The 25,590-nt window shown below is 41.8% G+C and carries 26 protein-coding genes; 11 read left to right on the top strand and 15 right to left on the bottom strand.

Annotated elements, in window-relative coordinates; all coding sequences use genetic code 11:
- Window positions 1–14: 14 nt before the first annotated feature.
- The 4 genes from AOG27_RS17675 (at window position 15) to AOG27_RS21955 (ending at window position 4,239) form a co-directional block, all read left to right on the top strand.
- Window positions 15–854: a mechanosensitive ion channel family protein gene (locus tag AOG27_RS17675; RefSeq protein ID WP_054554320.1), complete on the top strand. Its 840-nt coding sequence runs from the start codon at window positions 15–17 to the stop codon at window positions 852–854.
- 109 nt (window positions 855–963) lie between these two features.
- A complete protein-coding gene (locus AOG27_RS17670; protein ID WP_054554319.1) occupies window positions 964–2,106 on the top strand; it encodes a PepSY-associated TM helix domain-containing protein in 1,143 nt (380 codons plus the stop codon).
- On the top strand, window positions 2,106–2,576 hold the full coding sequence (locus AOG27_RS17665; protein ID WP_054554318.1) for a hypothetical protein: 471 nt from the start codon (window positions 2,106–2,108) through the stop codon (window positions 2,574–2,576). Before AOG27_RS17670 ends, AOG27_RS17665 begins: the two co-directional genes overlap by 1 nt.
- A gap of 250 nt (window positions 2,577–2,826) precedes the next feature.
- Window positions 2,827–4,239 carry a family 43 glycosylhydrolase gene (locus tag AOG27_RS21955; protein WP_054554317.1) on the top strand — a complete coding sequence of 471 codons (1,413 nt, stop codon included), beginning with the start codon at window positions 2,827–2,829 and terminating at the stop codon, window positions 4,237–4,239.
- Window positions 4,240–4,271: 32 nt separating this feature from the next.
- Here AOG27_RS21955 and AOG27_RS17655 read toward each other — a convergent pair whose 3' ends face one another.
- The gene (locus tag AOG27_RS17655; RefSeq protein WP_054554316.1) at window positions 4,272–5,021 is read right to left on the bottom strand and encodes an RIO1 family regulatory kinase/ATPase; all 750 of its coding nucleotides are present in this window, start codon (window positions 5,019–5,021) and stop codon (window positions 4,272–4,274) included.
- A gap of 86 nt (window positions 5,022–5,107) precedes the next feature.
- A complete protein-coding gene (locus AOG27_RS17650; protein ID WP_054554315.1) occupies window positions 5,108–5,572 on the bottom strand; it encodes a MarR family winged helix-turn-helix transcriptional regulator in 465 nt (154 codons plus the stop codon).
- A 127-nt stretch (window positions 5,573–5,699) separates the two neighbouring features.
- On the opposite strand from AOG27_RS17650, the gene AOG27_RS17645 reads away from it, so the two are divergent.
- The 3 genes from AOG27_RS17645 to AOG27_RS17635 are packed head-to-tail and all read left to right on the top strand — an operon-like array spanning window position 5,700 to window position 8,054.
- The gene (locus AOG27_RS17645; protein WP_054554314.1) at window positions 5,700–6,851 is read left to right on the top strand and encodes a hypothetical protein; all 1,152 of its coding nucleotides are present in this window, start codon (window positions 5,700–5,702) and stop codon (window positions 6,849–6,851) included.
- Window positions 6,852–6,899: 48 nt separating this feature from the next.
- A complete protein-coding gene (locus AOG27_RS17640) occupies window positions 6,900–7,790 on the top strand; it encodes a dienelactone hydrolase family protein (RefSeq protein ID WP_054554313.1) in 891 nt (296 codons plus the stop codon).
- A 48-nt stretch (window positions 7,791–7,838) separates the two neighbouring features.
- Complete coding sequence (locus tag AOG27_RS17635; RefSeq protein ID WP_054554312.1) at window positions 7,839–8,054, top strand: hypothetical protein; 216 nt, start codon at window positions 7,839–7,841, stop codon at window positions 8,052–8,054.
- Window positions 8,055–8,129: 75 nt separating this feature from the next.
- Here the strand turns inward: AOG27_RS17635 and AOG27_RS17630 are convergent, their stop codons facing one another.
- The 7 genes from AOG27_RS17630 to AOG27_RS17600 all read right to left on the bottom strand — a co-directional run bounded on the left by AOG27_RS17630 (window position 8,130) and on the right by AOG27_RS17600 (window position 15,952).
- The gene (locus AOG27_RS17630) at window positions 8,130–8,837 is read right to left on the bottom strand and encodes a TorF family putative porin (RefSeq protein ID WP_054554311.1); all 708 of its coding nucleotides are present in this window, start codon (window positions 8,835–8,837) and stop codon (window positions 8,130–8,132) included.
- An 11-nt stretch (window positions 8,838–8,848) separates the two neighbouring features.
- Window positions 8,849–10,066 (bottom strand): choline transporter, encoded by a 1,218-nt coding sequence (locus AOG27_RS17625; protein ID WP_054554310.1) that lies wholly within the window; start codon window positions 10,064–10,066, stop codon window positions 8,849–8,851.
- 129 nt (window positions 10,067–10,195) lie between these two features.
- Complete coding sequence (gene betA / locus AOG27_RS17620; RefSeq protein WP_054554309.1) at window positions 10,196–11,866, bottom strand: choline dehydrogenase; 1,671 nt, start codon at window positions 11,864–11,866, stop codon at window positions 10,196–10,198.
- Complete coding sequence (betB, locus tag AOG27_RS17615; RefSeq protein WP_054554308.1) at window positions 11,866–13,329, bottom strand: betaine-aldehyde dehydrogenase; 1,464 nt, start codon at window positions 13,327–13,329, stop codon at window positions 11,866–11,868. The genes betA and betB overlap by 1 nt, the downstream gene beginning before the upstream one ends.
- Before the next feature lies 1 nt (window position 13,330).
- A complete protein-coding gene (gene betI, locus AOG27_RS17610; protein ID WP_054554307.1) occupies window positions 13,331–13,921 on the bottom strand; it encodes a transcriptional regulator BetI in 591 nt (196 codons plus the stop codon).
- Window positions 13,922–14,214: 293 nt separating this feature from the next.
- The gene (locus tag AOG27_RS17605) at window positions 14,215–14,682 is read right to left on the bottom strand and encodes a nuclear transport factor 2 family protein (protein ID WP_054554306.1); all 468 of its coding nucleotides are present in this window, start codon (window positions 14,680–14,682) and stop codon (window positions 14,215–14,217) included.
- Between the two features lie 88 nt (window positions 14,683–14,770).
- Window positions 14,771–15,952 carry an MFS transporter gene (locus AOG27_RS17600; protein ID WP_054554305.1) on the bottom strand — a complete coding sequence of 394 codons (1,182 nt, stop codon included), beginning with the start codon at window positions 15,950–15,952 and terminating at the stop codon, window positions 14,771–14,773.
- A 109-nt stretch (window positions 15,953–16,061) separates the two neighbouring features.
- Between AOG27_RS17600 and AOG27_RS17595 the strand changes: the two genes are divergently transcribed.
- Together AOG27_RS17595 and AOG27_RS17590 are read left to right on the top strand one after the other, a co-directional pair.
- Window positions 16,062–16,949: a LysR substrate-binding domain-containing protein gene (locus AOG27_RS17595; RefSeq protein ID WP_054554304.1), complete on the top strand. Its 888-nt coding sequence runs from the start codon at window positions 16,062–16,064 to the stop codon at window positions 16,947–16,949.
- 101 nt (window positions 16,950–17,050) lie between these two features.
- On the top strand, window positions 17,051–18,142 hold the full coding sequence (locus AOG27_RS17590; protein ID WP_054554303.1) for an alkene reductase: 1,092 nt from the start codon (window positions 17,051–17,053) through the stop codon (window positions 18,140–18,142).
- A gap of 4 nt (window positions 18,143–18,146) precedes the next feature.
- Here the strand turns inward: AOG27_RS17590 and AOG27_RS17585 are convergent, their stop codons facing one another.
- Complete coding sequence (locus AOG27_RS17585; protein ID WP_054554381.1) at window positions 18,147–18,584, bottom strand: acyltransferase; 438 nt, start codon at window positions 18,582–18,584, stop codon at window positions 18,147–18,149.
- A 151-nt stretch (window positions 18,585–18,735) separates the two neighbouring features.
- Window positions 18,736–21,156, bottom strand: coding sequence for an ATP-dependent helicase HrpB (hrpB, locus tag AOG27_RS17580; protein ID WP_054554302.1), 2,421 nt, complete (start codon window positions 21,154–21,156; stop codon window positions 18,736–18,738).
- A gap of 170 nt (window positions 21,157–21,326) precedes the next feature.
- Between hrpB and AOG27_RS17575 the strand changes: the two genes are divergently transcribed.
- Both AOG27_RS17575 and AOG27_RS17570 read left to right on the top strand, forming a co-directional pair.
- Complete coding sequence (locus AOG27_RS17575) at window positions 21,327–22,094, top strand: substrate-binding periplasmic protein (RefSeq protein WP_235523719.1); 768 nt, start codon at window positions 21,327–21,329, stop codon at window positions 22,092–22,094.
- Between the two features lie 195 nt (window positions 22,095–22,289).
- Complete coding sequence (locus AOG27_RS17570; protein ID WP_054554301.1) at window positions 22,290–22,487, top strand: CsbD family protein; 198 nt, start codon at window positions 22,290–22,292, stop codon at window positions 22,485–22,487.
- Window positions 22,488–22,527: 40 nt separating this feature from the next.
- Here the strand turns inward: AOG27_RS17570 and AOG27_RS17565 are convergent, their stop codons facing one another.
- From AOG27_RS17565 to AOG27_RS17555, 4 genes are all read right to left on the bottom strand, one after another.
- Window positions 22,528–23,553: a lipase family protein gene (locus AOG27_RS17565; protein ID WP_235523718.1), complete on the bottom strand. Its 1,026-nt coding sequence runs from the start codon at window positions 23,551–23,553 to the stop codon at window positions 22,528–22,530.
- Window positions 23,535–23,669, bottom strand: a complete 135-nt coding sequence (locus AOG27_RS21890) for a hypothetical protein (protein WP_268795060.1) — start codon at window positions 23,667–23,669, stop codon at window positions 23,535–23,537. The genes AOG27_RS17565 and AOG27_RS21890 overlap by 19 nt, the downstream gene beginning before the upstream one ends.
- A 21-nt stretch (window positions 23,670–23,690) precedes the next feature.
- The gene (locus AOG27_RS17560; protein WP_054554300.1) at window positions 23,691–24,227 is read right to left on the bottom strand and encodes a DUF6795 domain-containing protein; all 537 of its coding nucleotides are present in this window, start codon (window positions 24,225–24,227) and stop codon (window positions 23,691–23,693) included.
- Between the two features lie 165 nt (window positions 24,228–24,392).
- Window positions 24,393–25,433, bottom strand: a complete 1,041-nt coding sequence (locus tag AOG27_RS17555) for a GGDEF domain-containing protein (protein ID WP_054554299.1) — start codon at window positions 25,431–25,433, stop codon at window positions 24,393–24,395.
- Window positions 25,434–25,590: the final 157 nt, after the last annotated feature.

Here is a 25,590-nt window from a genome sequence, read left to right as displayed (position 1 = left end):
TGTTAGGAAAACACATGATTGACTCAGAAATTCAGCAAGTCGAAAAATACTACAATCTGATTATGGAATATTTGGTCACCTACAGTATGCAAATTTTAGGTGCTATCTTAATTCTATTTATTGGCCTATGGATTGCGCAAAAAGTATCGAACATGGTTGCTGGCCTCATGCAGCGTCACAATATCGATATTACCCTCACCAACTTTGTCAGCAATGTCATCAAAGTATTGCTGATCATTATGTTCTTAGTTATTGCCCTTGGCAAAATTGGCATTAGCGTGACCCCATTTGTCGCTGCCATTGGTGCCGCATCTTTAGGTGCTGGTTTAGCAATGCAAGGCATGCTTTCAAACTACGGTGCGGGCCTTGCTATCATTGCAACAAGGCCATTTGTTGTTGGCGATACCATCGAAGTAAAAGGCGTCAGTGGGCAAGTTAAAACCATTGAACTTGGTCACACTATTCTGATTAACGAAGAAAAAGTCGAAATCACCATTCCTAACAAACATATTGTTGGCGAAATTATACATAACTCGTTTAGCTATTCGTTAGTTAAAGGTGAAATAGACATCGCTTATGATGCCAATGCAGACCTTGCAATTGAGCTTATCGAAAAGGTGCTAAACGATCATGAGCTAGTTAGTGATTCTCCTCATGCACAAGTCGGTATCGAGCGCTTTGCTGAGAGCGGTGTTACCTTGAGCTATCGCTTTTGGGTGCCAACCACCAAAATTATTGAGACTAAATTAGCGGTGAACCGCAATGTATTTAAAGTAATTCAAGAGGCGGATATCGAAATACCTTTCCCACAACGAATTGTTACCCTCAACCAAACTAATGATAAAGGCGCTTAAAGCGCCTTTTTTGCAGCTCGTCGACAGAGATTGTGTTTACTCAAAAGATTGTAGTACAATTTAAATGATAACAATTACTATCATCAATTAACGTCGGGCTATTTTTACCATGAGTAAACGTCTTTGGTTCCAACTACATGGTTGGTTTTCGCTCCCAGTATGGGTGCTATTTTGCTTTATTTGCGTCACAGGCACTGTATCTGTGATAAGCCATGAGCTTACTTGGCTGACCAACAGTGAAGCACGTGCAAACAACCCAAATGATTTACCAGCACTTGGTGTTGATCAAGTTATTAATAGCGTTGAAAAAGCCTACCCGACTGCCGATGTAATGAGTGTACTCAATTATGAGCCTTACTTGGTAAATGCGGTTATTTTCACTGATACCGACAAACCTTACGCTGTGGCTTACGTCAATCAATACACTGGCGAAGTACAAGCGGTTAATGAAACGATCTCATTCATTGAATTTATGCGTACCCTGCACGGCTGGCTATTCTTCCCTTGGCAAGAGGGTTACAGCGTAGGTTACTATCTTGTCAGCGCCATGGCTTTTGTTATTTTAGGTGCACTAGTAACAGGCTTAGTGATTTATAAAAACTTTTGGCGTGCATTTAGTCAGCCAAAACTACGTTTTAACCAAGGCAAAAAAACCTTCCTAAAAGATTTACATACCCTAAGTGGCGTTTGGTCAATTTGGTTTATGGCAGTAATGGCACTCACAGGCCTGTGGTATTTAGTGCAAGCCATCATGTGGCATAACGAAATAGACATAGAAGAGCATGCACCGCTCGTGGCGGTTTCAACTTTGCCTGCGAATAAACAAACACCGCCAACCGATTTAAAAGCGGCACTGGCTATTACCAAAGAGAAATTCCCAGATTTCAAACCTAGTTATGTGATGCTGCCAGAGCATAACCGCGGCATGTTTAATATCATGGGCAGTGGCGATACTATTTTCTACGATAACTACGCTTACTCAACTTCAATCAATCCTTGGACGGGTGAAATTGCAGCAAGTAAAAGCCCAGAAACCATGTCGGGATTACTCACCCTTTCGCATATCGCCGATCCGCTGCATTACGGTAATATTGGCGGTCTGTGGACAAAGGTTATTTGGTTTATCTTTGGTTTGATTTTAAGTGGTATGTCGATCACTGGTTTTATGATGTACGCCGCAAAATTAGTAAATAACAAACCTGTAAAAGCGCGCCAATCAGCGCCAGTGAATAACGTTCAGGAGGCAAACTAATGGCTCGTTTACAAGCAACTTGGTGGCAACGTAAAAAGTATGTTTTACATGCTGTGGTACTGGCTTTACCTGTATGGTTTATTTATCAGTCATTAAACCCTCAGTTTCCTGCACTTTGGCAAGAGCAACAAGCGGGCGAATTTAAAATCGCCCCGATGCCGCTAAATGAAGATGCCCCGTACTCACACCACAATGAGTATGTGAAGGATTTCTTTATCGCCTTTAATCAAGGTGACATAAGCAATGTTCGACAGGCGTATTTAAATATTGGCCAAGCGCCTTTAGCACTAACGGAGTTTGCTAAAGATGAAGAAGGCATAATGCATGGCACCAATCATGGTCAGCACGCCCACGCAATAGCTCCTAAAACCATATCAGCAGATGATAAACTGTGGATCACCATCCAAACTTGGCAAGGCCAACTGCATACCCTCAAATGGGATATTCCCAGCCAGTTTATTACTCAATAACATCCGAAAAGCCACTCACTGAGTGGCTTTTTTGTATCTCAGCTAAACACTAAAGTCCCTTCCAAAACAGTTGAAGGTAAAATTTTTGTTAATTATTTTTACCATTAACCTTTACAAAGGTAATAATATAATAAAGTATTATAAATGGTTTTCATTTGCACCATTACTCTTAATTAATTGGTGTTGATCAAAACTCATCCAAGGAGCAGAACACACAAGGAAAGCTCAATAACAATGATTTGGAGACAAAATGATACTTTCAAAAAAAGCCCTAGCTGCACTCAGCTTGGCAGCAACACTCATACTGCCCAATGCTTATGCGATTGATAATGGCGTATACACCATTAAATCAAAGTACAGTGCTAAATTTGTTGAAGTAGCCAGCGCGCAAACCAACGATGGTGCGAATGTTAGTCAGTGGGCTGACACTAATCACGACACCCAGCGCTGGTTAATCACTAACATAGGTGGCAGCAACTATTCGGTTATTAACTTAAACAGTGGTAAAGCCCTCGAAGTGTTTGACTTCTCGACTGCTGATGGCGGTAATGTGGTGCAATATGAGTATGCTGATGTTGCCAGCCAACACTGGCAAATTAATGATGAAGGTAGCGGCTATTACAGCTTCATTAACGATCACAGTGGTAAGGCACTCGACCTTTATGCTTTTGATGGCAACGATGGCGCAAATATTAGCCAGTGGAGCTACAACGGCAGCGATGCACAGCAGTGGCAGCTAACCAAGCTTGCTAATGTTGAATCAACCCCTTGGGATCCATCCACAACCAATGGCGCAGCAGATCACTGGCCACTTACTGGTAATTTAGTCACCCACGATCCTACCCTTGGCTATGAAAATGGCACTTGGTGGGTTTTTCAAACAGGCCCTGGTATCTACGGTAAATATTCAAGTAACGGTGTAGATTGGAATGATGCGCAACCGATTTTCTCAAATGGTTTAAGCTGGTGGAGCAACTATGTGCCAGATCATGATGGAATTGATGTCTGGGCGCCTGAATTAAAAAGCTACAATGGTCGTAGCTGGCTTTATTATTCGATTTCGACCTTTGGTTCACGTGTTAGCGCTATTGGCCTTACATCAGCAAGCAGTGTAGCAGCCGGTGATTGGCGTGATGATGGTTTAGTCATTAACACGACCAATAGCAATAATTATAACGCCATTGACCCTGATCTTGTGGTGGCAAAAGATGGTGCACCTTGGCTTGCCTTTGGTTCATGGAATTCGGGTATTAAACTAACGCGTATTAACCCAATGACCATGAAACCATTTGGTCAAATCTACTCTTTAGCAAGTCGCTCTGGTGGCATCGAAGCGCCTACCATAGTGTATCGCCAAGGCTATTACTATTTGTTTGTTTCAGTTGGCAAATGCTGTGATGGCACGAATAGTACTTACCGTATTGCATATGGTCGCTCTAGTGACATTCGCGGCCCATACCTAGATAAAAATGGCACCGACATGCTAGCTAGCGGCGGTAGCATTCTAGATGCGGGTAACAGCCAATGGGTAGGTCCAGGGGGACAAGACATTTTAAATACCGATGTGATTGTTCGTCATGCCTATGATGCAGGTGACAATGGCACCCCTAAATTGCTCATCAGCACCCTGAATTGGGATGCAAACGGTTGGCCTAAATACTAGTTCTCCCCACTAAGCGCGTGCAAGCGCGCTTTTTACAATCTATCTAATATACTGCGAACAAATTCAGAATTAAGAATCTGAGTAACTGCTCCGCTACACCACAAATAGGCACGTTGAATCGGATAACCTTTAAAAATCCAACGCTTACGCACATGATTAAAGTCATGCAAATAATCCGCCTTTGCTTGCGGTAACGAGTCTTTGGCTAACTTCTGCCACGCCTTATAAACCCCACTCATATCGGCACCACGCATAAAACGCTGTAACCAGCGCGGAAAGCGTGCAAAGCGAATCGCTGACTGAAAATCAATAATATAAGGCTTGCCATCTTTTGAACAAATCACATTTCCCAAATTACGTAAATCCAGATGCACCACCCCGCGGCGATGCATTTTTGCTACCAAACGCTCAAACTCTTTAAAGAAATCACCCGGTAAATGCTGCTGTTGCAAGGCAAGCTGGCGAAGTGGCGTGCCTTCAATAAAATCATAAGCGATGGCAATTGATGACAAACGACAAAAGTTATCGACCACTCCGTCTACGTCTTGCAGGCGTGCCAGCCCCTTGTACTCTTGATTGATAAATAGCGGCGCGATGGTTTTTCTCACCCACCACGGGCTGTGCTGAAAGTCTTTAATAATTAGATCAAATTGCGCGTCTTTATAACGATAAACAATGGCATTGGCAAAGCGGCCTGTGTGAACAACCGACAAACCTTCTGGGCTAAATTGATGAGCTGGAAATTGAGCGTGAAGCTGCGCAAGCAAAGATGATTCAAACATAACAACCCGGACTTGTTAAAATTAAATGCCTAGGCAACTATATTATCAAAATGCATCTACAGCGACAATGTACCGCTTAGAGAAATTTATGCTTTTAAATTATGAATTGCTCTAAATAGTAAGCTTGCGAGTTGCTTTTGCTCATCATCAGAGAAGCCTGTGAGTGCTTTGCGATAGATATCATTTACAGTGGGTAAAATTTCCGGGTAGAGCTGTTGGCCTTTTTCTGTGAGGCATAAAAGAGTTGAACGGCGATCTTCAACTGACTGCTTCTTAGCAACTAAGCCCTTGTCTTCTAAACGAGAAAGTAATCGACTCATGGCACCACGGTCATACACCATGTGCTCACAAAGCTCAGCCAAGGTATTTACTTTACCGCGTGCAAGTAGCACAACCACGATGTACTGAGCCGAGGTTAGCTCTTTATCCTCTAACGCATTATCAAGATGAGTCACCAGATTTGAACGTAAATAAGAGACTAAGCGACCTAAGTCTTGCACGGGATCTAAATCTTCAATACAGCACTGGCCAATTGATGCAGGTTCTTTCATATTTCCTCTAAAGCGATGAATAGCAATTCATAGACAGTTAATCGGCAAAATAATTCAATCCTATTAGATTGCTTCAACGGCTATGAATAGTGTAGCGTGAAGAAACGTACTAACTGTCGGGGGCGTTATGCTAACTAAACAACATATTATCAAGTATTTATCTCTTACAATACTGCTACTTCTTTGTTGGCTAGAGCATTATAACCATTTCATTATGCGCTTTATCGACAGCGCCCTTGTACAATCAACCCTAGTGTATGCTTCATCTCGTACAGTTAATGCTGCTATATCGCTATTGCAATCAGCCGAAGTGGGCATTGGTATTGCCAGTATTCAACCTGCACAACTACTCGACCCAGTAAATGACCTAGCTGAATACATGTCGGATGCTATGCGCCTTGCAATAGGCTCGTTATTTTTACAGCGCATTTTATACACCATTTCTTCTGGGGTTATTTTTAGTGGTGTTTTTACTGTTTCGGTCGTCGCTTACTTTATCTGTGAATGGCGTAACTATTTACCTAACTTACGTCATAAGATTATGGCAAGCCTGATTTTAATTCGCTTTTTAGTGCCTGCGGTGGTGCTGACAACAGGCCTCGTCAGCCAGATATTCTTAGATGAGCAAATTAACCAGCAAAGTGAGCTGGTGAGCGAGAAAGTCGAGACAGTGAATAGCAGTGCAAATAATACCTCGGCCTTATCTGCCAAGCTAAAGGCCGAGGTCGATAGTGAAAAACAAACCATCTTCGACAAGCTCTCTCTATTAAATGAGCAGCAGATTAAGAACCACCAGCAAGCGACAGAACTCAAAGTTAAGCTAACAGAGGTCGATAGCCAAATAGAAGCGATTCAAGCAACTCGCAGCTTGTCTGAGCGACTGACCTTTACTGAGCTTGAACAAGCCAAGCCATTACTTGATAAAAAGCAGCAATTAACAGCGCAGTTTAATGCGGTACTAAACCAGCAAAGACAGCTGAACCTAGACAAAGACGCCTTAAACGAACAACTAGAAAACTTAAATGCATCACTTAACCAAGACCAATCATCGCAAGTGAGCAAAATTATCGATACCGTCACCTCTGGCATTAGCAACATGGTGGCAGCCGTCGAAGACTTATTCATCGACTTTTTGAATATCTTGTCTCTACTAATTTTAAAGCTGTTATTAATGCCGCTAATATTTTTATACCTATTTAACAAAGCCTTTAAGGCTATTTGGCAGCGCCGCTTTATGGATATGGTAATACAAACAAAGCAACTGGCTGTTAATCGCTGATATTTCAGCTAAAGTTATAAACCTAACTCGTTTTTAAAGGATATAAGTATGACTGAGCAACGCCACAATCACATTCCCCAAGAAGCTTTCGATTGGTACGATGAATACGCCCATGGCTTGATGGACCGCCGTACCTTTATGAAAAAGCTAGGTGGCTTAGTCGCCCTTGGTTATTCAATGGCAATGCTAAGTAGCGCTTTACTGCCAAACTACGCATTAGCTGAGCAAGTGTCCTTTAATGACCCTGATATCAAAGCCAGCTATAAAGCCTTTGACTCGTTTAAAGGTCACGGCGAAGGTAAAGGTTATTTAGTCGAACCTGCTAATTTAACGGGTAAGCACCCATTAGTGTTAGTGATCCACGAAAACAGAGGCTTAAACCCTTATATTAAAGATGTTGCTCGCCGCCTTGCCAAAGCTGGATTTATTGCCTTTGCGCCAGATGCATTACACCCTCTTGGTGGCTACCCTGGCAATGACGATGAAGGTCGCGCAATGCAGCGCTCTATGGATAAAGAAAAAATCCAACAAGACTTTATTGCCGCAGCTGAATACATAAAAAGACACCCAAATAGTAATGGCAAACTCGGTGCGGTAGGCTTTTGCTTTGGTGGTTATATGGTTAACTACCTAGCAGCCGTTGATAGCAAACTAATCAATGCGGGCGTGCCCTATTACGGCACTCCAGCCGTTAAAGAACTCAGACAAAATATCAAAGCCCCGCTACTTGTACACTTAGCTGAATTTGATAAACGCGTTAATGCAACGTGGCCAGAATACGAGAGCGACTTAAAAGCACATCAAGTGCCTTATACTATGCATATGTATGAACAGGCAAATCATGGTTTTCATAACGACTCTACCTCTCGTTATGATGAAAAACAGGCGGAGCTGTCATGGCAACGCACATTGGCGTTTTTCAATGAGCAATTGATTTAAACAGAGCAATTTCATACACTCTCGAAAAAATTTTAGGCTAGAAAAGAGATGGAATCGCAAGTCAGTTATCGCTTTGACTCACAGCAAACCGCCAATCGGTTTTTAAACAAGCTTAAGCATTGGTCAGTGGCTAAGGTCACTGCGAGTCTTTGCCAAGGTGGTTATGGCGTGAAAATACGTTACGAAGTCGATAATAGTGGCTTTGATTACACCCTTGCAGAGCTTGATGATTTAGCGATGCAACACGAAGGCGAAGAGATTTAATACCCATATTCTAAGCATAAAAAAACGGCTAACGAAGGTTAGCCGTTTTATTAAAGCCGTACTATAAAACGCTACTTATAAATCAAAGCTACGTGAAATAGACGCAACAATACGCTCGTCTGCGGTATCCCAGTCTAGGCTGGTATTTTCGCCAGCAAGCTCAAAATCAAAACCTGCAAAGCTTGTTTGATAGGCTAAACGATAATGGTTGTATGACTTATCATTACCATCCCAAGCAAACTTATTGCCATCTAATGAGTTAGATACATCAAAACTGGCACGAATTGCATGATTTGGGGCAATTTCAAAGGTATGCGCAAGCATAGAAATTACATGTCCAGCATCGGTACCGAAATAATCCCAAGCGTACCAAAAGTTAAGTTCTGTGAAACCCAGACTATTGGTGTAGCCAAACTTTGCATAAGTCTCAAAATAATTACCGTCGCTTGAGTAATCTTCACCATGGTAAGAGTAATAAGCAATACCATAATCAACACTAAGGGCGTCAGTTAACTCAGCATAGTTACCAAAATAAGCATCCCACTCAATGTCAGTACCTTCACCAAAATCTACATTTGAAGCCCAAGTACCTACATACATGCCTGAATCGGCAAAGGCGTAATCTAAACTACCTTGAATTGCAGGATCATTCTGAGTCTGGCTTACACCATTGAAGGTGTAATCTGATGCCAATGTAACCGTAGTCGATAAGTCAGCCATGGCTGATGTCGATAGTAATGCCAATGGCAACGCTGCTGCTAATACTGTTTGTCTTGTTGTCATGTTGGTTTCCCCTAGCTAACTGTTTCTATTTTTGTGTAATCTAATTTATTGTCTTTTGGTGAGCCTTCGATATTTTTCACTGTTTTTAACTTGCTGTAGCCAATAAACGCAGCACAGCCGAAAAATAATGCAATAACGAGCGCACCAACCCATTGGATCTGTAAAAAGTCGAACTTAAACAGCAGGGTTAACAATGAAAGCGCCACCACATTTAAGGCAATATAATTAAATTTACCTAAACGTTTCACCGTTAAGTTTAGGTTATCTGTGTATAAACGGATCAAAGAATCAAGTGAGTTGATCACAAACACCACACCAACAAACACCATAGCGATGTTTTTCAGGCCTGCAGTTGCAATACCCGCTTCATGGTATTGATACAAAACACTAAACCAGATAGCGATTGGAATAGACGGGAAAATCAACATAGCTGCCAGTACTTGGTAAGTTTTTAAACCACCCACAAAGCGCGAAGTAAATTGACCAATCATAATGCTCCAAGCAAACCACCAAAACAGGTAGAAGGCATGGTAATCATTTAGTGGTAATACAAACTCATTGATGTTGCCAAAGTAGCTGCCAATTAACGCAAGGTTATCAACAAATGCTGATGTTTGTGCATCAGAACCCACAAAGGCACCGAACCACATAAATGCGATTAAAGCGATAAACAACCAAGTAGTAGAAATGCTTAAAAAGCGTACATACTTAATGTCTGTGCTCGAATACACAGCAAAACAAATCGCTGCAAACACCATTAAGTAGAATGTCGGAATAATTGACTCACCATCACCAAGCGACGGCAAATACCAAGGTAAATTCGACAGCAGTAAAAATGCAGTAAATGCGCATGTACCAATAATAACGATGTTATTAATTAGTTTTACCCAAGCAATTTCAAAGAATTTTACTTTGGGTTCTATTACACAGAAATAAAAGCACGTAAGGAAATAAAATCCCCAGATCAAGAAGCCCCAAAAACCAAACTCGATGGCTAATGGATTGGCAAACGCATACTCTGGGCTTGCTTTTATGTCTGCATAACCTGCAAACTCTGTCAGTGGAAACATAATCAAGCCAACATCTAGGCCCGATGTAAATAAAATTGCAATGAACGTAAACGTTCTAACCGGTGTGACGCCAACACACCTTACCGTACCCCATTTAAATAAAATAACCGCAATTGCTAACAGGGTAAAAATGATGCCAGCACTAAGCCAAAAGGTCATAGTTACCCCCCCAAAATAAGTAATAATACTTCATTGTTTCTCCAGTTTTATTCCTCGCATTAACGCATCACAAACAACTCGTGATGCGCGCCACTGCAAGCCCCACAGCCGAAACTGCGGGTGGCCTTATTAGATCTCCGAACTACGCTGCGTTGATTGCCATTGTTTTTCCATAGCAACATCTGCAGTTGATGCCGATAACACAGGCTTACCTAAAATGTGGTCCGCCGCTTTTTCTGCCACCATAATGGTTGGCGCATTTAAATTACCGTTTGGAACGGTTGGGAAAATAGATGAATCTACAACCCGTAAACCTTCGATACCGTGTACTTGAGTTTGCGAGTTAACCACGGCCATCTCGTCTTCACCCATCTTGCACGAACATGACGGATGGTAAGCACTCTCAACCGCTTGACGAACAAACGCATCGATTTCTTCATCGCTTTGAACATCTTTACCGGGTTGAATTTCACCATCGCGATACTCATCAAACGCACTTTGCTCAATAATCTCGCGAGTTAGACGCACGCAAGCTCTAAAGCCTTCAATGTCATCTTGATGCTGTAAGTAGTTAAATTGGATCTTAGGTGCAACCTGTGGATCCGCCGACTTAATCGTTACTGCACCACGGCTTTTTGGTTTGTTATGCCCAACATGAACTTGGAAACCATGACCATCAAAGGCACTTTTACCGTCATAACGAATTGCAGCTGGTAAAAAGTGATACTGAATATCTGGCCATTCAACACCCGGTTTTGAGCGAATAAATGCACATGATTCAAAATGGTTCGTCGCCCCTAAACCTGAGCGATTTAATAACCAACGAGCACCAATTAGCCCTTTTGAAACAAGGCCTAATTTGCCGTTTAAAGTAATTGGTTGCTTACACTTATATTGGAAGTAAAACTCCAAGTGATCTTGTAAGTTTTGGCCAACACCTGGTAAGTGATGTTTAACCTCAACCCCCGCTTCGCTCAGGATGTCTTTATCACCAATACCTGATAATTGCAGAATATGCGGTGAACCAATTGGGCCCGCACTTAAAATAACGTCTTTTGCTGCAAATGCCTGCTGCTTAGAGCCAGACACTGAATACTCAACACCAACGGCTTTTTTGCCTTCGAGCAATACTTTTTCAGCTAAGGCGCCAGTGACTAGCGTTAAGTTTTTACGTGACTTAACTGGGTCTAAATACTCACGGCTAGCAGAGCTTCTTACGCCGTCTTTTACCGTCATATGCATTGGCCCAAAACCTTCTTGCTGGGCTGCATTGTAGTCATCAGTTTGCGCATAACCTGCTTGTTGGCCCGCTTTGATAAAGGCTTTATAAAGCGGGTTAGCCATTTCATTACCGTTATTAACCCCTAATGGGCCGTTATCGCCACGGTAACTGTTACCACCTAAGTAGAATGATTCAGCACGTTTAAAGTACGGTAAGCATGCTTGGTAATCCCAGCCCTTAGCGCCGTGTTGCTGCCACTCATCAAAATCTTTGGCATGACCGCGTACATACACCATGCCGTTAATCGATGATGAACCACCTAACACCTTACCTCGCGGGCAGTGCATCTGGCGGTTATCTAAATATGGCTCTGGCTCGGTATGAAATTGCCATGCATATTTGTCGGTATTCATTGGGATTGATAGCGCGGTAGGCATCTTTATAAAAATGCTTTTATCACTACCGCCCGTTTCAAGTAATAACACCTTATTAGAAGGGTCTGCTGATAGTCGGTTTGCCAACACGCAGCCTGCTGAGCCAGCACCGACTATGATGTAATCATAGTTCTGCGTACTCATTAAAATGGACTCTCTATATTGCTCATACCCACATAAATCGATTTAGTTTGGGTATAGTGATCTAAGGTTTCGATACCGTTTTCACGGCCGATTCCTGATTGCTTATAACCACCTACTGGCATTTCTGCAGGTGAATTACCATAGCTGTTTATCCAACAAATACCGGCTTGTAATTGATGGATCACGCGGTGTGCACGCTGAATATCTTTAGTGAACACGCCTGCGGCTAAGCCAAGGTGGGTATCGTTTGCACGCTGAATAACATCATCTTCATCATCAAACACCAACACGCTCATTACCGGGCCAAAGATCTCTTCTTTAACTATGGTCATGTCGTCTTTACAGTCGACAAAAACGGTCGGTTCAACAAAGTAACCGTTTGGTGCAGATGCAGGTGACAGAGCCTTGCCACCGGTTAGCAAGGTTGCGCCTTCTTGAATACCTTTATCGATATAGCCAAGTACAAGCTCTTGGTGTTTTTTAGAGATAAGCGCCCCTAAATTCACCTCCGGATCCATTGGGTCGCCAGCAATAATATTTTGCTCAGTGCGTGTTTTCAGCTCATCAATAAACTGCTGATAAACATTTTTATGCACATAAATGCGCGTACAGTTAGTGCAAATTTCGCCTTGCGTATAAAAATTACCTAACATTGCCGCACTAACAGCTTGTGATACATCGGCATCATCAAATACTAATAACGGTGACTTACCACCAAGCTCCATGGTCACATCTTTAAGTGAACCAGCAGCGCTTGCCATTACTTTTTTGCCTGTGCCTACTTCACCAGTGAAAGACACTTTTTCAATATTTGGGTTTGCTGTTAACCATTGCCCTACTTCAGCAGCGCCTTGCACAACGTTGAATACGCCAGCAGGTACACCCGCTTCGATGAAAATCTCTGCAAGTTTAATTGCACCAAGTGGTGTTTCTTCAGAAGGTTTGAAAATAACCGCATTACCCGCAGCCAGTGCTGGGCCTGATTTCCAACACGCAATTTGCAGTGGATAGTTCCATGCACCAATACCTGCACAAATACCTAAAGGCTCTTTACGTGTGTAGTAAAAGTCATTGCCAACCATTTGTTGCTGACCCACTTGTGCAGGCGCAAGACCAGCAAAATATTCGATAACATCGGCGCCTGTTTCAACATCGACACACTCGGCTTCTTGCCAAGGCTTCCCCGTATCAAGTACTTCTACTTTTGCCAGTTCATCGTTACGTTCGCGTAAGATTGCCACGGCTTTTAATAAAATACGGCTACGCTCAATTGGCGTCATTGCAGACCATGCTGCAAACCCTTGTTTTGCGCTTTCGATTGCCGCGTTTTGAATAAACTCATCAGCGATTTCAACGTGATAAATCACTTCATCCGTTGCAGGGTTCTTAACCGCAAAGGTATCGCCAGTTTGATTCTTTAAAAAATGGCCATTAATAAAATTTTCGTAAACAGGTGTGGTCATTTTAGGCTCCATACTGTTTTATCAGTGAACGAATGTAGTCTTTAGCTAATTGCTCACAATGTTCGAATTGATCTTGGTCTGACTTACTTAATACAGCTCTTAGCCATAAACCATCGATCATGGCTGCACTTAACTCAGCGGCTAAGTTGGCATCACTATCGCTCATTAACTGTTTGAATGAGCTTAATAAGTTACTAAATAAACGTTTACTATTTACGTTTTGTAAGCGATGCAACTGGGCGTCGTGCATTGAATGCGCCCAAAAGCTCAACCAAGTTTTGGTGTTATTGCTTTGCTGCTGAATGCGCGAAAAGTTTGCTTCAACGATAAACATTAATCGTTGCTCAGGGCTGGTCTGCGGCGTTACTTGGTTCATCAGAGCTTGCTTTAAGCTGGTCAATAAATAACGCACAGTGGCTTCAATTAAGCCCTGCTTACCACCAAAATAATGACTGATAATGCCAGACGATAAGCCCGCCTTTTTACTAATGCTATTTATGGTGGTGCCTTGCAAACCAAGCTCTGCAACCGACTCTATTGTGGCGTCAATTAACTGCTGACGACGAACAGGTTCCATTCCAACTTTCGGCATAATTTTTTATTGATTGAACGTTCAATTAAAATAAAGGTTAAGGTAATGAGCATGGCAATTCAAGGTTGACAAATTGTAAACAACCGCAAAGCTACACTCGTAAGTTAAGCTAACCCACTGTTCTTACGTTTATTATCCGAAATATAAAAAAGTTTTAAATTTATTCAAAATAAAGCCTAAAAAGTATGATTTTAGGCTGAAATACGGAAAAAAGAGAAAATTTATTGCAGGCGTATTTTTAATAAAAAAGCGCTTATAAAAGCGCTCATATTAGGCTAAAAGTTAAGCGAGGCTCATTCGTGGTATTTACGAATAACCGCTATCTTGCCATCTTCGATTTCGAGCACATCCATAATGGTTTGCGTGTATTCAATTTCTTGCTGGTTTTGCGGATGTATACCTTTAGCATGATGGGTATAACGCAAAGCAATGGCAGAATCATTAAAAATAAAGGTATCGAGTAAGTTTGCTTGGTATTCAGTGTGCGCACCAAGGTAAAAAGTCATGCCTTTGCGCATCATCGCTTTGCCATCTGGCTCTCTTGAATCATCTGTTTGATAAGGTAAATGTTGGTTTGCTACATCATCAGTTAATAAAGCTAAAAAAGCTTCTAGCTCTTTGTTGGTAGCATTAGGTGCTTGTGTTGCAACCATGGTATTAAAGTACTGCTGTGCTAATGCTGTGAGCTCTGGGTTAGCTTGCTTTGCTTGGCTAGTAAATGTGCTTAACAGGCAAATAGCTAGAAAATAAAGGTGCTTCATCGTTATTCCTTGTGGTTTTAGTTATTGACTAATAATCAAACTACGCACCTAAAATAACGACAAAGCCCCGAACTATCAATATATTAGTTTAAGCTGTTTGTGGCCTTGGGGTCTCGCGTTTATCTAAATAACCGCTGTATCGTGTTGCAATTAACGCCGCTAGACTAATGATAGCACCAATCCAAGCAGTGTCTTGCAATGAATAGTTTTCAACAACAACACCACCTAACACTGAACCCAGCGCAATACCGATATTAAACGCTGCAATGTTTAACCCTGAGGCAACATCGACAGCATTCGGTGTGAACTTTTCGGCAAGTTTAACCACATAGACTTGCAGCCCAGGCACATTACCAAACGCAAATGCCCCCCATACAAGTATGGTCAGTACCGCAGCGACTTTAGATTGCATGGTAAAGGTCAGCACTAACAGCACAATACTCAAAGCACTAAAGATAATGGTCAGCGCACTAATCGGGCCTTTTTTATCAGCTAACTTACCGCCGTAGATATTGCCAACAGCAACCGATACCCCATATACCAGCATAATTAAGCTAATGGTGGCTGATGCAAATCCAGTTTGCTGCTCTAAAATTGGCGCTAAATAGGTAAAGGCAGTAAATGTGCCGCCATAACCAAGTATGGTCATCAAGTACACCAGTAAAAGCCTAGGTTGCACCATTACTTTTAGCTGCTCACTCAAAGTAGCTGGTTTACTTTGCTTTAAGTTGCTCGGAATTAAAAACGCGCTACCGATCAGTGCAATTAATCCCAGTAAAGACACCACTAAAAAGGTCGCTCGCCAGCCAAAGTGCTGACCAATCCACGTTCCTAATGGCACACCGGTTACTAATGCAACCGTTAAACCGGTAAACATAATCGCAATGGCACTAGCTTCTTTATCTTTACTGACAAGCCCAGTAGCGATGGTTGAACCAATTGAGAAAAACACCCCATGGGCAAGGCCTGTTAGAATCCTTGCGGTGATCAAGCTACCATAACTAGGTGCTTGCCAAGCCAGTAAATTACCGATTACAAATAGGCTCATTAAGCTAAGTAATACATGTTTTCGATTCCAGCGTCCGGTAAGCGCAGTTAATACTGGCGCCCCCACCGCAACCCCTAATGCGTACAAGCTAACAAGTAGCCCGGCACTCGGTAACGAAACCGCTAAATCATCAGCGATGGTTGGCACTAAGCCGACAATCACAAACTCAGTGGTGCCTATGGCAAACGCACTGAGAGTTAATGCAAGTAATGCTATTGGCATCACATATCCTCTATTAATTTTGAAAGTGCAGCTATTGTGGCTAAAATTAAATTTGCAAAAAATAGCAGTAGTGACAAAATACTTTTGTCAAAAATGAAAAGGTAAAACCATGAGCGTGATCTCCAACACCCAAGATTTAGAAGCATTTATTAGCGTGGTTGATACCGGCGGCTTCTCAAGTGCAGCCAATGCCTTAGATGAGCAAGTAGCAAAAATATCACGGGCGGTAACTCGGCTTGAAAAATCATTAAACGTTACCTTATTCAACCGCACCACAAGACGTATTGAGCTGACCGAAGAAGGTCAGTTATTTTTAGGCTATGCTAGAGAAGCACTCAGTCAGCTAGCACAAGGCGAAGAAGCCTTAAAGCTTCTACACTGCGCCCCTTCAGGAAAATTAAGAGTCGATGCTGCAAGTCCTTTTGTGTTTCACCAATTAGCACCACATTTAAAAGCCTTTAACCAAGCTTATCCTGACATAAAACTTGAGATCACCAGCCACGACAACATTATCGATTTGCTTGAGCATAAAACCGATATTGCTATTCGTATTGGTGAGCTTGCTGACTCAAACTTGCATGCGCGCACTTTGGGAGTCAGTAAATTACAGCTCGTTGCCAGCCCTAATTATTTAAAAGCAGCACCGCCATTAAATGAGCTAACCGACTTAGCCTCACATCATCTTATTGGTTTTACCGACGCGCCGCATTTAAATCACTGGCCGCTAACCACACCTTTAGACCTTAAATTTTCAATCAGTGCATCAAGCGGTGAAACTGTGCGCCAACTTTGTATTCAAGGTCATGGCATTTCCTTGTTGTCGGAGTTTATGATCAACGAAGATTTAAAAGCAGGCCGTTTAGTTAAAGTGCTCGAAGGCGAAGTACTGAGCCCTAATCGTCGCGAAAAAGTGCATGCGGTGTATTATCAAAACAGCGGTGTGTCATCACGAGTATTAGCGTTTTTAGACTTTATAGCACCCAGGTTAACGCTGTAGTTTTTTTTGCACTTTTAACAAAAGTGTTTTGTTATTACCGGCATTAATTTCATAAATAATTTTCGTTATGCTGAAAGCATATTCGCTTTCAAGGAGCCGTAATGAACAAATTATTCGATACTATACAACTTGCCGGTCATACATTAAAAAACCGTATTGCCATGCCACCGATGACTCGCTCTCGCTCATCACAACCGGGTGATATCGCCAATGAGTTAATGGCCGACTACTATGCACAGCGTGCGAGCGCCGGCTTAATTATCAGCGAAGGCACACAAATATCAGCCCTAGGTAAGGGTTACGCTTGGACACCGGGTATTTACACTGCCGAGCAAATTGCCGGTTGGAAGAAAGTAACCGACAAAGTTCATCAAGCTGGTGGCATTATGTTCGCTCAGCTTTGGCATGTTGGCCGAGTGTCTCACCCAAGTAACACAGGTGGCGAGCAACCAATTGCGCCATCTGCGATTGCAGCTAAAGACGTAAAAGTTTTTATTGATGAAGATGACAAACCCGACTTTGTTGCCACAGCACAGCCACGCGCAATGAGCCATGACGACATCAAACAGGTTATAAACGAATATCGCCAAGCTGCCCGTAATGCAGTTGATGCAGGGTTTGATGGTATTGAACTTCACGCTGCTAATGGTTACTTAATTAATCAATTTATTGATTCAGAGTCAAACCAACGCACTGATGAATACGGCGGCAGTTTAGAAAACCGCTTACGCTTTTTACAACAAGTGACACAAGCGGTTTGTGATGAAATTGGCGCTGAACGTATTGGCGTTCGCCTTGCTCCACTCACAACCCTCAATGGGACGGTCGATGATAACCCATTTGAAACCTATATTGGCGCAGCAAAAGTACTCAATGACCTTAACGTTGCTTATTTGCACATTGCTGAAGCTGATTGGGATGATGCGCCTTTAATGGAGCAAAGTTTTAAGCAAGCGCTACGTGAAAACTATGCTGGATTAATGATTTATGCAGGCAAATACACTGGCGAGAAAGCAGAACAAGCAATAGCCGCAGGCTGGGCTGATTTAATTGGTTTTGGTCGCCCGTTTGTTGCCAACCCAGATCTGCCAGCTCGTATTGAACAAGGTATTGAGCTTACGCAGCATGATCCAGATACCTTATTTGGAGGCGGTGCAAAAGGCTACACTGACTACCCTTTAGCAACGCAGTGACGCGCTAAAAAAGGTGGCTCGTCAACCAATAGCTCAATCCAATAAAGCTAATGTTGGCGAGCGCTCTTAACCACCAAGGAGCAGAGCTAAACTGTATTTGGCTATACTTGCTTACTAATACCAAAGCGCCCATCACAGTAAACCAAGGAGTAAAAAAGAATAGTGGCTTTAACTTCACTAAACTCACCGCTAAATCGTGCAGCGCCCCACTGACGGCAAAAGTAACAACAACCGCACACCAAACCGGCATAATGTCATTGCAAGGCTTCATGACATACCGAGATAAGTAATAGCTCCACACCGGATTCCAATATCGCCAAAACAGATAAAATGAGCTAGCACCTAGAGAACGTGTCAGCATATTGCGCAGCGAATCTTTATGCCCCAGAGGCACACCTGTACGTTTTTTAACGTATTGAGTAAGGGTAATAGCTGCTGACACCAACTTTCTCTTTTTTACTAATGACTCAATTAGACTACTAAACAGCCAATAAAAGAGAAACCAAAACAAGGCTGGAAATTGTAACGGTTTATGAAGCATGCAGCTCTAAGGCAAGTGATGAAGCTGAGCTAAGCACTCAGCTTCATTAAAATCACATCTTACTTTTTACTTTATTAGTCGCTTGACTAGTTGCGGGGTCGTCTGGCCAAAAATGTTTTGGATAACGCCCTTTCATTTCTTTTTGCACATCGCGGTAACTCGTTTGCCAAAAGTTAGCTAAGTCTTGAGTTAACTGCAGCGGTCGCCTCGCTGGTGATAATAGCTCCATTAATAATGGCAGTTTACCTTGGGCCAGCAAAGGCGTGCTAGTCATGCCATACACTTCTTGCATGCGCACACTGAGCTTCGCAGGACCATCGAGCTGATAGCTCACTTTTACATTTGAACCACTTGGCACCGTTAATCGCAAGGGGAGGAGTTCATTCAATAAACTTTGCTGCTGCCAATCAAAACAGCTTTTAATTGCTTCGCTGTAATTGAACTTTTTTAATTGCTCAAGGTTTTTAATATCATCCAAATAAGGTGCAAGCCATTGGCTATCGGCAATTAAATCATCATGATTTAAAAGCGGGAATGATTCTGGTAACAGCTTACTTGCCAAACTCGTTCGAATAAGTAACTGCTCACTGTCGGGCTGTTCATTAAATAAAGAAAAGCCCTGCTTACTAAATAAGTTTAACCACGCTTTAGTGCGTTCGCTCTTATCTAGGGGCTGTTTACTTGGCTGACTCGCTATGGTGATAGCACCGAGCTTGAGCTCATCTTGATGGATAAAGCGCCCTGCTTTTTCATCGTATTCGCAGCGAGTTTGCTCAGCAAATAAATGCGAAAGCTCATCTTCTAGCTCACTTGGCATAAAGGCAACAGCAGCAAAAACCCGGTTTCCCTTATGACCGCCCATATGCGCAATGGCAATATAGTCATCGTTATGCCAAAACTCCTCACTTAAGTCGGCGCCCGCACCATTGGCAAGTAAATAACCATTACCGCGCTTTTTGGCTAAACGGTCAGGAAAGGCAAGTGCCACTAGCAGCGACAAGTACTCTGTTTTAAGCTCATTAACCGGCTTGAGCTTTAAGCGCGATAGCCAATAATTTAATTGCTGCTTAAATACTGGGTGCGGTTTACTGTGCTGACTGTGTAATGCCAAATTAAGATCAGCTGGCATACTAATGCGGCTTTCAAGCAGTGCAGTTAAATACCCCGCTAATACATAAATACCAGGCATGTGCTGCTCTAGTTGCTTTGCCTTAATGAGCATGTGCGAGAGGCGAATATCGGCTCCATAGCTAAGCATTTGGCTGCCAAGGGCTGTTAGCTTTTCATTTTCATCAATGGCTTCGAGCATTTTTAAAAGTGCTGTTGCCTGTTTAATCTGCTGGCTACTAGGTGGGTCGAGTAAGCTAAGCTCAGCAAGTGATGCCCCCCACTGCTTTGCCTCTAATAACAACTGACTAATATCACTGGTCAGAATTTCTGGCGCATCATGACTGTTACGGCGCTCAAAGGTTTGCTTAGAGCCTAAACGATACACAACCCCCGGCTCAATTCGCCCAGCACGACCTGCGCGCTGTATAGCTGAAGAACGAGAAATACTCTGCGTAACAAGCTCAGTAACACCAGTTTTTAAATTGAAACTGGCAGCACGGCGTTTGCCGCTATCAACCACAATACGTATTCCTTCAATGGTCAAACTGGTTTCAGCGACATTGGTGGTTAGTACCACTTTGCGTTTGCCATTTTTAGCGGGCGCAATAGCAGCTTGTTGCTCTTTTTTATTTTGCTCACCATACAGGCTAAATACTTCAACGCTATCATTTAAATCATTTAAAGACTGCTGAACGCGCATGATTTCACGCTGTCCAGGTAAAAACACTAAAGCACTGCCCGATTGCTCACTAAGCGCCTGTTTTATTAGTGCAGGTATGTCATCGAGCCAACGGCTTTCGTCTTTAAGTGGAATATACACTTCATCAATAGGGTAGCTTCGACCTTGTGATGAAATAATAGGACAGCTGAAAAACTCACTGTAACGTTCGCCGTCTAAGGTTGCCGACATCAGCAATATTTTTAAATCATCGCGAAGTGCTGCCTGTGTTTCGAGGGCAAATGCCAAAGCCGTATCTGCGGCAATTGAGCGCTCGTGAAATTCATCAAAAATAAGTAAGTCTACATCACTAAGCTCTGGGTCATTTTGCAACATACGCGTCAGCATGCCTTCAGTGACAATTTCGAGTTTAGTTGTAGAACTTACTTTTGATTCGCCACGAATGCGTAAGCCGACACTGTCACCGACTATTTCATTCTGCTGACTTGCCAAATACTGGGCAATATTGCGTGCGGCCAGTCGTCTTGGCTCTAACATAACAATGCGTTTAAAGTGCCCTTCGCGCATTAAGGTAAGAGGCAGCCATGTTGATTTACCCGCTCCCGGTGGCGCTTGCAATAAGGCCATTGGGTTACTCTGTAATGTGGTTAACAGGGATTGATAAATATCTTGAACTGGCAGCACGTTAGGTATCTCTTACTTTCTTTTCACGCATTGTATCAAAAAACTAAAAATTGCGATGGCTATAGGCTTATTTTCTATTTCGGGCTTTAAAAAGTGAAAACATTGCATTCTGCCAGTTTAGACTTATTCTTGATTAAACGACCGCACAAAAGTCAGAATAAGGAATAAACTTGTTCAGGATTTACACCCGTATTTTAATCACCTTGCTATTTTTAGCTTTACCGCTTCAAAAAGCATATAGCCAGCAAAAGATTACGGTTGCACTTGGCAATACACTTCCACCTTGGGTGATGGCTGAAGACAACACAGGCATTATTCCTGACTTACTTCACGCGACACTGGGTGCTCAAGGTTACCAACTACAATTCGTCTACGTGCCTTATGCAAGACGGATCCTTTTATATAATGAAAACTTAGTTGATGTAGTATCTGATATAAACAATAAAGTTATTGAAGCTAATCAAATGAACGGTTACTTTTCAGATATTGCTTACAACTATGAGAACTTTGCGTTTAGCCTAGCCAAGCGAAATTTCGACCTCAAGTCCATCGCCCAACTAAAACATCATACCGTGCTATCTTGGCAAGGTGCTAAAGCGCGACTTTCACCTGAATATCGCGACATGGCAAAAGAAAATCCTAATTATTCAGAAACATACGACCAATCAACCCAAGTACGGCTTTTATATCGTGAACGGTATGAAGTGATCCAAATGGACGGAAAAATTTTTGACTACTACCGAGCGTTAATTACAAAACATGGGGAGGTTGATGTGTCTGAACCGGTGCAGCGGTTTGCTTTGTTCGGCAAAAGCCCCAATGGTTTTTTGTTTCATGATGAAGCCTTAAGAGACCGGTTTAACGAGAGTTTACGTAAACTAAAATCAACTGAAGAATACACGCGGATAATCAATCGCTATACATCTAAGAGCCACTAAGTATCTAAAACTAGCGCAACAGAAAATATTACAGGCTGATTCTAAAAACTACGTAGTAATTGCAAACTTTTAAATTCCACTCATTAGATTCAAAAACACAAAATAATTACAAATCAATCACTTAATGAGTTTCACCAAATTGGTACAGCGATTGCTCTTACTAAGGTGAATGTTTAACAGAGTAAGGAGATTATGATGAACAGCGATCGTTTAGAAGGCAATTGGAAAGAGCTTAAAGGTAAAGCACAACGTAAATGGGGTGACCTTACCAATGATGATTTAGATAAAATTGAAGGTAGCCGTAAAGAGCTGGTTGGTAAACTTCAGCAAAAATACGGTAAATCAAAGGAAGAAGCTGAGCGTGAAGTCAACGACTTTGAAAAAAGCCATTAGTTTCGCAGCCTAACAAAGCCGCCATTGGCGGCTTTTGTATTTATTTTGTTAGAGCTATTGCTTGGCCTGCAAGAGAAAATACATTAGTGAGCATCAATTTCAAAATATGTCTGATGGATGCATATGTAAACGAGATAGCTTTAAATGGATAGCCACAAAAAGCCAGCATGTAACCTAAGATCCCCTTCACATCACTAGTATAGCTTTTAGATAAATCAATACTATCAGTCAGAGCTTTAGCTATTTGATCATAAACGGTAAGTGTATTTGTGTAATGGTTTTGTATAGCATATAACTTACCTGTATCACGTAAATGAGTAATTAACGCTGCGCCTATTTTTCTTGCCCAACGAGAAGTACGAGTGCACTCTAACCGTTTTTCATAATCAAGCCTGACTTCTTCTTGTATTCTTTTTTCCATTCCTCTACTTATAGCAGCATAACTTTTAAAGCTACTAGCAGTATTTAAGTAGCCTGGCGTTTGATCTGTCATTCTATGAGCTTTTGGAGTAATTGTGGCAGCACCATTTAAAATATACTCTTTTTCAGTATGCATAAATGGCCACACTGGCACTAAAGGTACAGGGTCGGCGGCATGTACACAGCGATAAACATGGTTATTTGTTGCAGCTTCCGTCTGTAAAGCAAAGCTATGATAACCAACTCTTGGAGCACCAAATGTATAAAGCTTCACATTTGCACCAAAGTGATTTTTTAACCAATTCGCAGCTAAGTTAGCCAAAGCACCGCCTAAGCTATGGCCCACAACATGTATATTTAGTTTTTGATTTGCTCTTTTATTAAAGAATTGCTCTAGCTGCTTTCTAAATGAATTAAAAGTATGATTAAATCCCGCATGTACAGGCTGATTATTACTACAGGTACTCAGACCACAATTGAGATCAGTAATCACATCTCGCATTTTAGCTGTGCCGCGTAATGCTAAGACATAATCACCATCAAATAATCCCTTTTTAGCTTTTGCTATACAACCAAAGTTGGTCGAATGACTAAAAACTCGTTCAAGAATAGAGCCACTGACACCTTTTATAGAACCAGCTTCCATTGAAAAGTATGTTCTAATCGGCCATAATATTCCATAGACTCTAATGGGGCTCTTTCCAACGTTTCATAGGCCAATGCGGCAAAATCAGCAGCAAAAGCTGGCGTTAATGTTTTCATATTTATTTCCCTATATTAGAATTAATGGTCTTCATCATCAGATTCAATTTCCGATAATCCATAATATGAGTCTAGATCTATAACTTCAAAGTCTTCATCCCAACGAGCTATACCACCAGCACTTAATTTATAACCTTGGACTTCATCATTTCTGAAAAAGAAAGATACTTTTTCATCAGATATATCTGCTTTCAAACAACTTAATTTTTTAGCATATTCATGGCGATACTTTGTTCCTGACAACCTTGATGTCCATAAGATATATTTAGTGCCTTCATGAATAAGCGTTATTATTTGAGATGTAAAAAGCTCTGCAAATGGCACAGCTGGTTGGTTAGAGCGAATATTGGCTTCTGGAAATGAAAAACCGCCTTTGTCATCGGTATATACATAGTTTTCTACATATTTTCCGTCAGAGAAACAGAGTAGCCTTTCTATTTTTGCATTAATTAAAGGTTTGCCATTTTCACTCACTTGGCCTTTAACTTCGGAGCATAGATGTACTTTGTATGCACCGAAATAGTTACCCAATTTCTTAAATGATTCTAAAAGTGACATTAAAAATGAGCCTTAAAATAGGCTGCGAACTTAACGGAAAGAAGATGTTGATGATGTTCCTTATCTTAACTCACTATTCACACGCCCTTGTAAATAATGGGTACATCATACATAAATAACCAACAAACAACAGCTAAGTTAATACAGTCGAAGAGCAAATATTTATCAAGCAGGCTCATGCTTTGCTAAATCTACTTCAGCAACCGTTTGATTTTTACCTTGTGATTTAGCGCGGTAAAGTCGTTTATCAGCAATGTTTAAGCAATGATCCATGCTCTCATCAGCGACGCGCACGTACAGGCCAATACTTAAGGTGACATGAAACCGATGCTGGTCACTCGTAAATGGCTTTTCAGCGAGCTTCTTATGGATTTTTTCAGCGACTTTTCTGGCTCTAAGCTCATGCCCTGTTGGGATCACAATTAAAAACTCTTCGCCGCCCCAACGGGAAATAATATCTTCTTCTGTGCACACGTTTTTAAATACATCAGCGAAAAATATTAGCACCTCATCGCCCACTTGATGACCGTAGGTGTCGTTGATTTGTTTAAAGTTATCAACATCCATCAGCAAGAACACAGCTCCTTCGCCAAAGCGCTTATCTTGCAAGTATTCTGTTGCATAGCGACGGTTAGCGAGTTCTGTCATTGCGTCAGTACGAGCCAGCTTTTGATTAAGTTTAAGTTGCTCCATTAACTGCAAACTGTATTTGTTGCGATAATATTCGTAGAAGCCACCCAAAATACATAAAATAGAGAAGCACAGCATGACCCGTGTAGGAAAATAATGACTCGGATAGCTGTAGTAACCAAATCGATCGGTAAAGTAGAAAAGCACCGAGATAATAATGGCAAGCAAGATAAGATCAAACGCCCCGCGCTTTAAACCACGAATAAAAAATGTCACAGGAGAGACGATAAATAGCCATAACGGCCCAGTGCCATTACTCCCCCCAGAGACAATTAAATAACACATCATCGAATAGAGAGCGTACAGCATAAGTACTGCGATGGTTTCGTCACGATTTTTAATGACAAAAGGTGAGGCAAACACAAAGCCGCCAATAATCAATAAATAGCTAAGGGCATGGTAACCATCTTGATAGCTGGTGATCGCCATTAAAAACGAGGTGATTGAACCAATAAATGCAAAAACACGTAAAAATCGTGCTTTATCTTTGTCACTTGCATTCACTGTATCAATCACTATTTCACCTTAGATTTTTTGATCAATCTCAACAATACCAATCCGCAATAATACTTAATCATTTTGAGGGATTAAACCTGTCGCTACCTGCGTTAAAAATTTCTGATTTAGAACAACTAAATAACGAAATTTTTGCCTTGTTATCAACGAGGTTTTA

Source organism: Pseudoalteromonas lipolytica (genome assembly GCF_001306915.1).
In the GTDB taxonomy this organism is placed as follows: domain Bacteria; phylum Pseudomonadota; class Gammaproteobacteria; order Enterobacterales; family Alteromonadaceae; genus Pseudoalteromonas; species Pseudoalteromonas simplex.
This window is presented reverse-complemented; position numbering and strand designations above follow the sequence as displayed.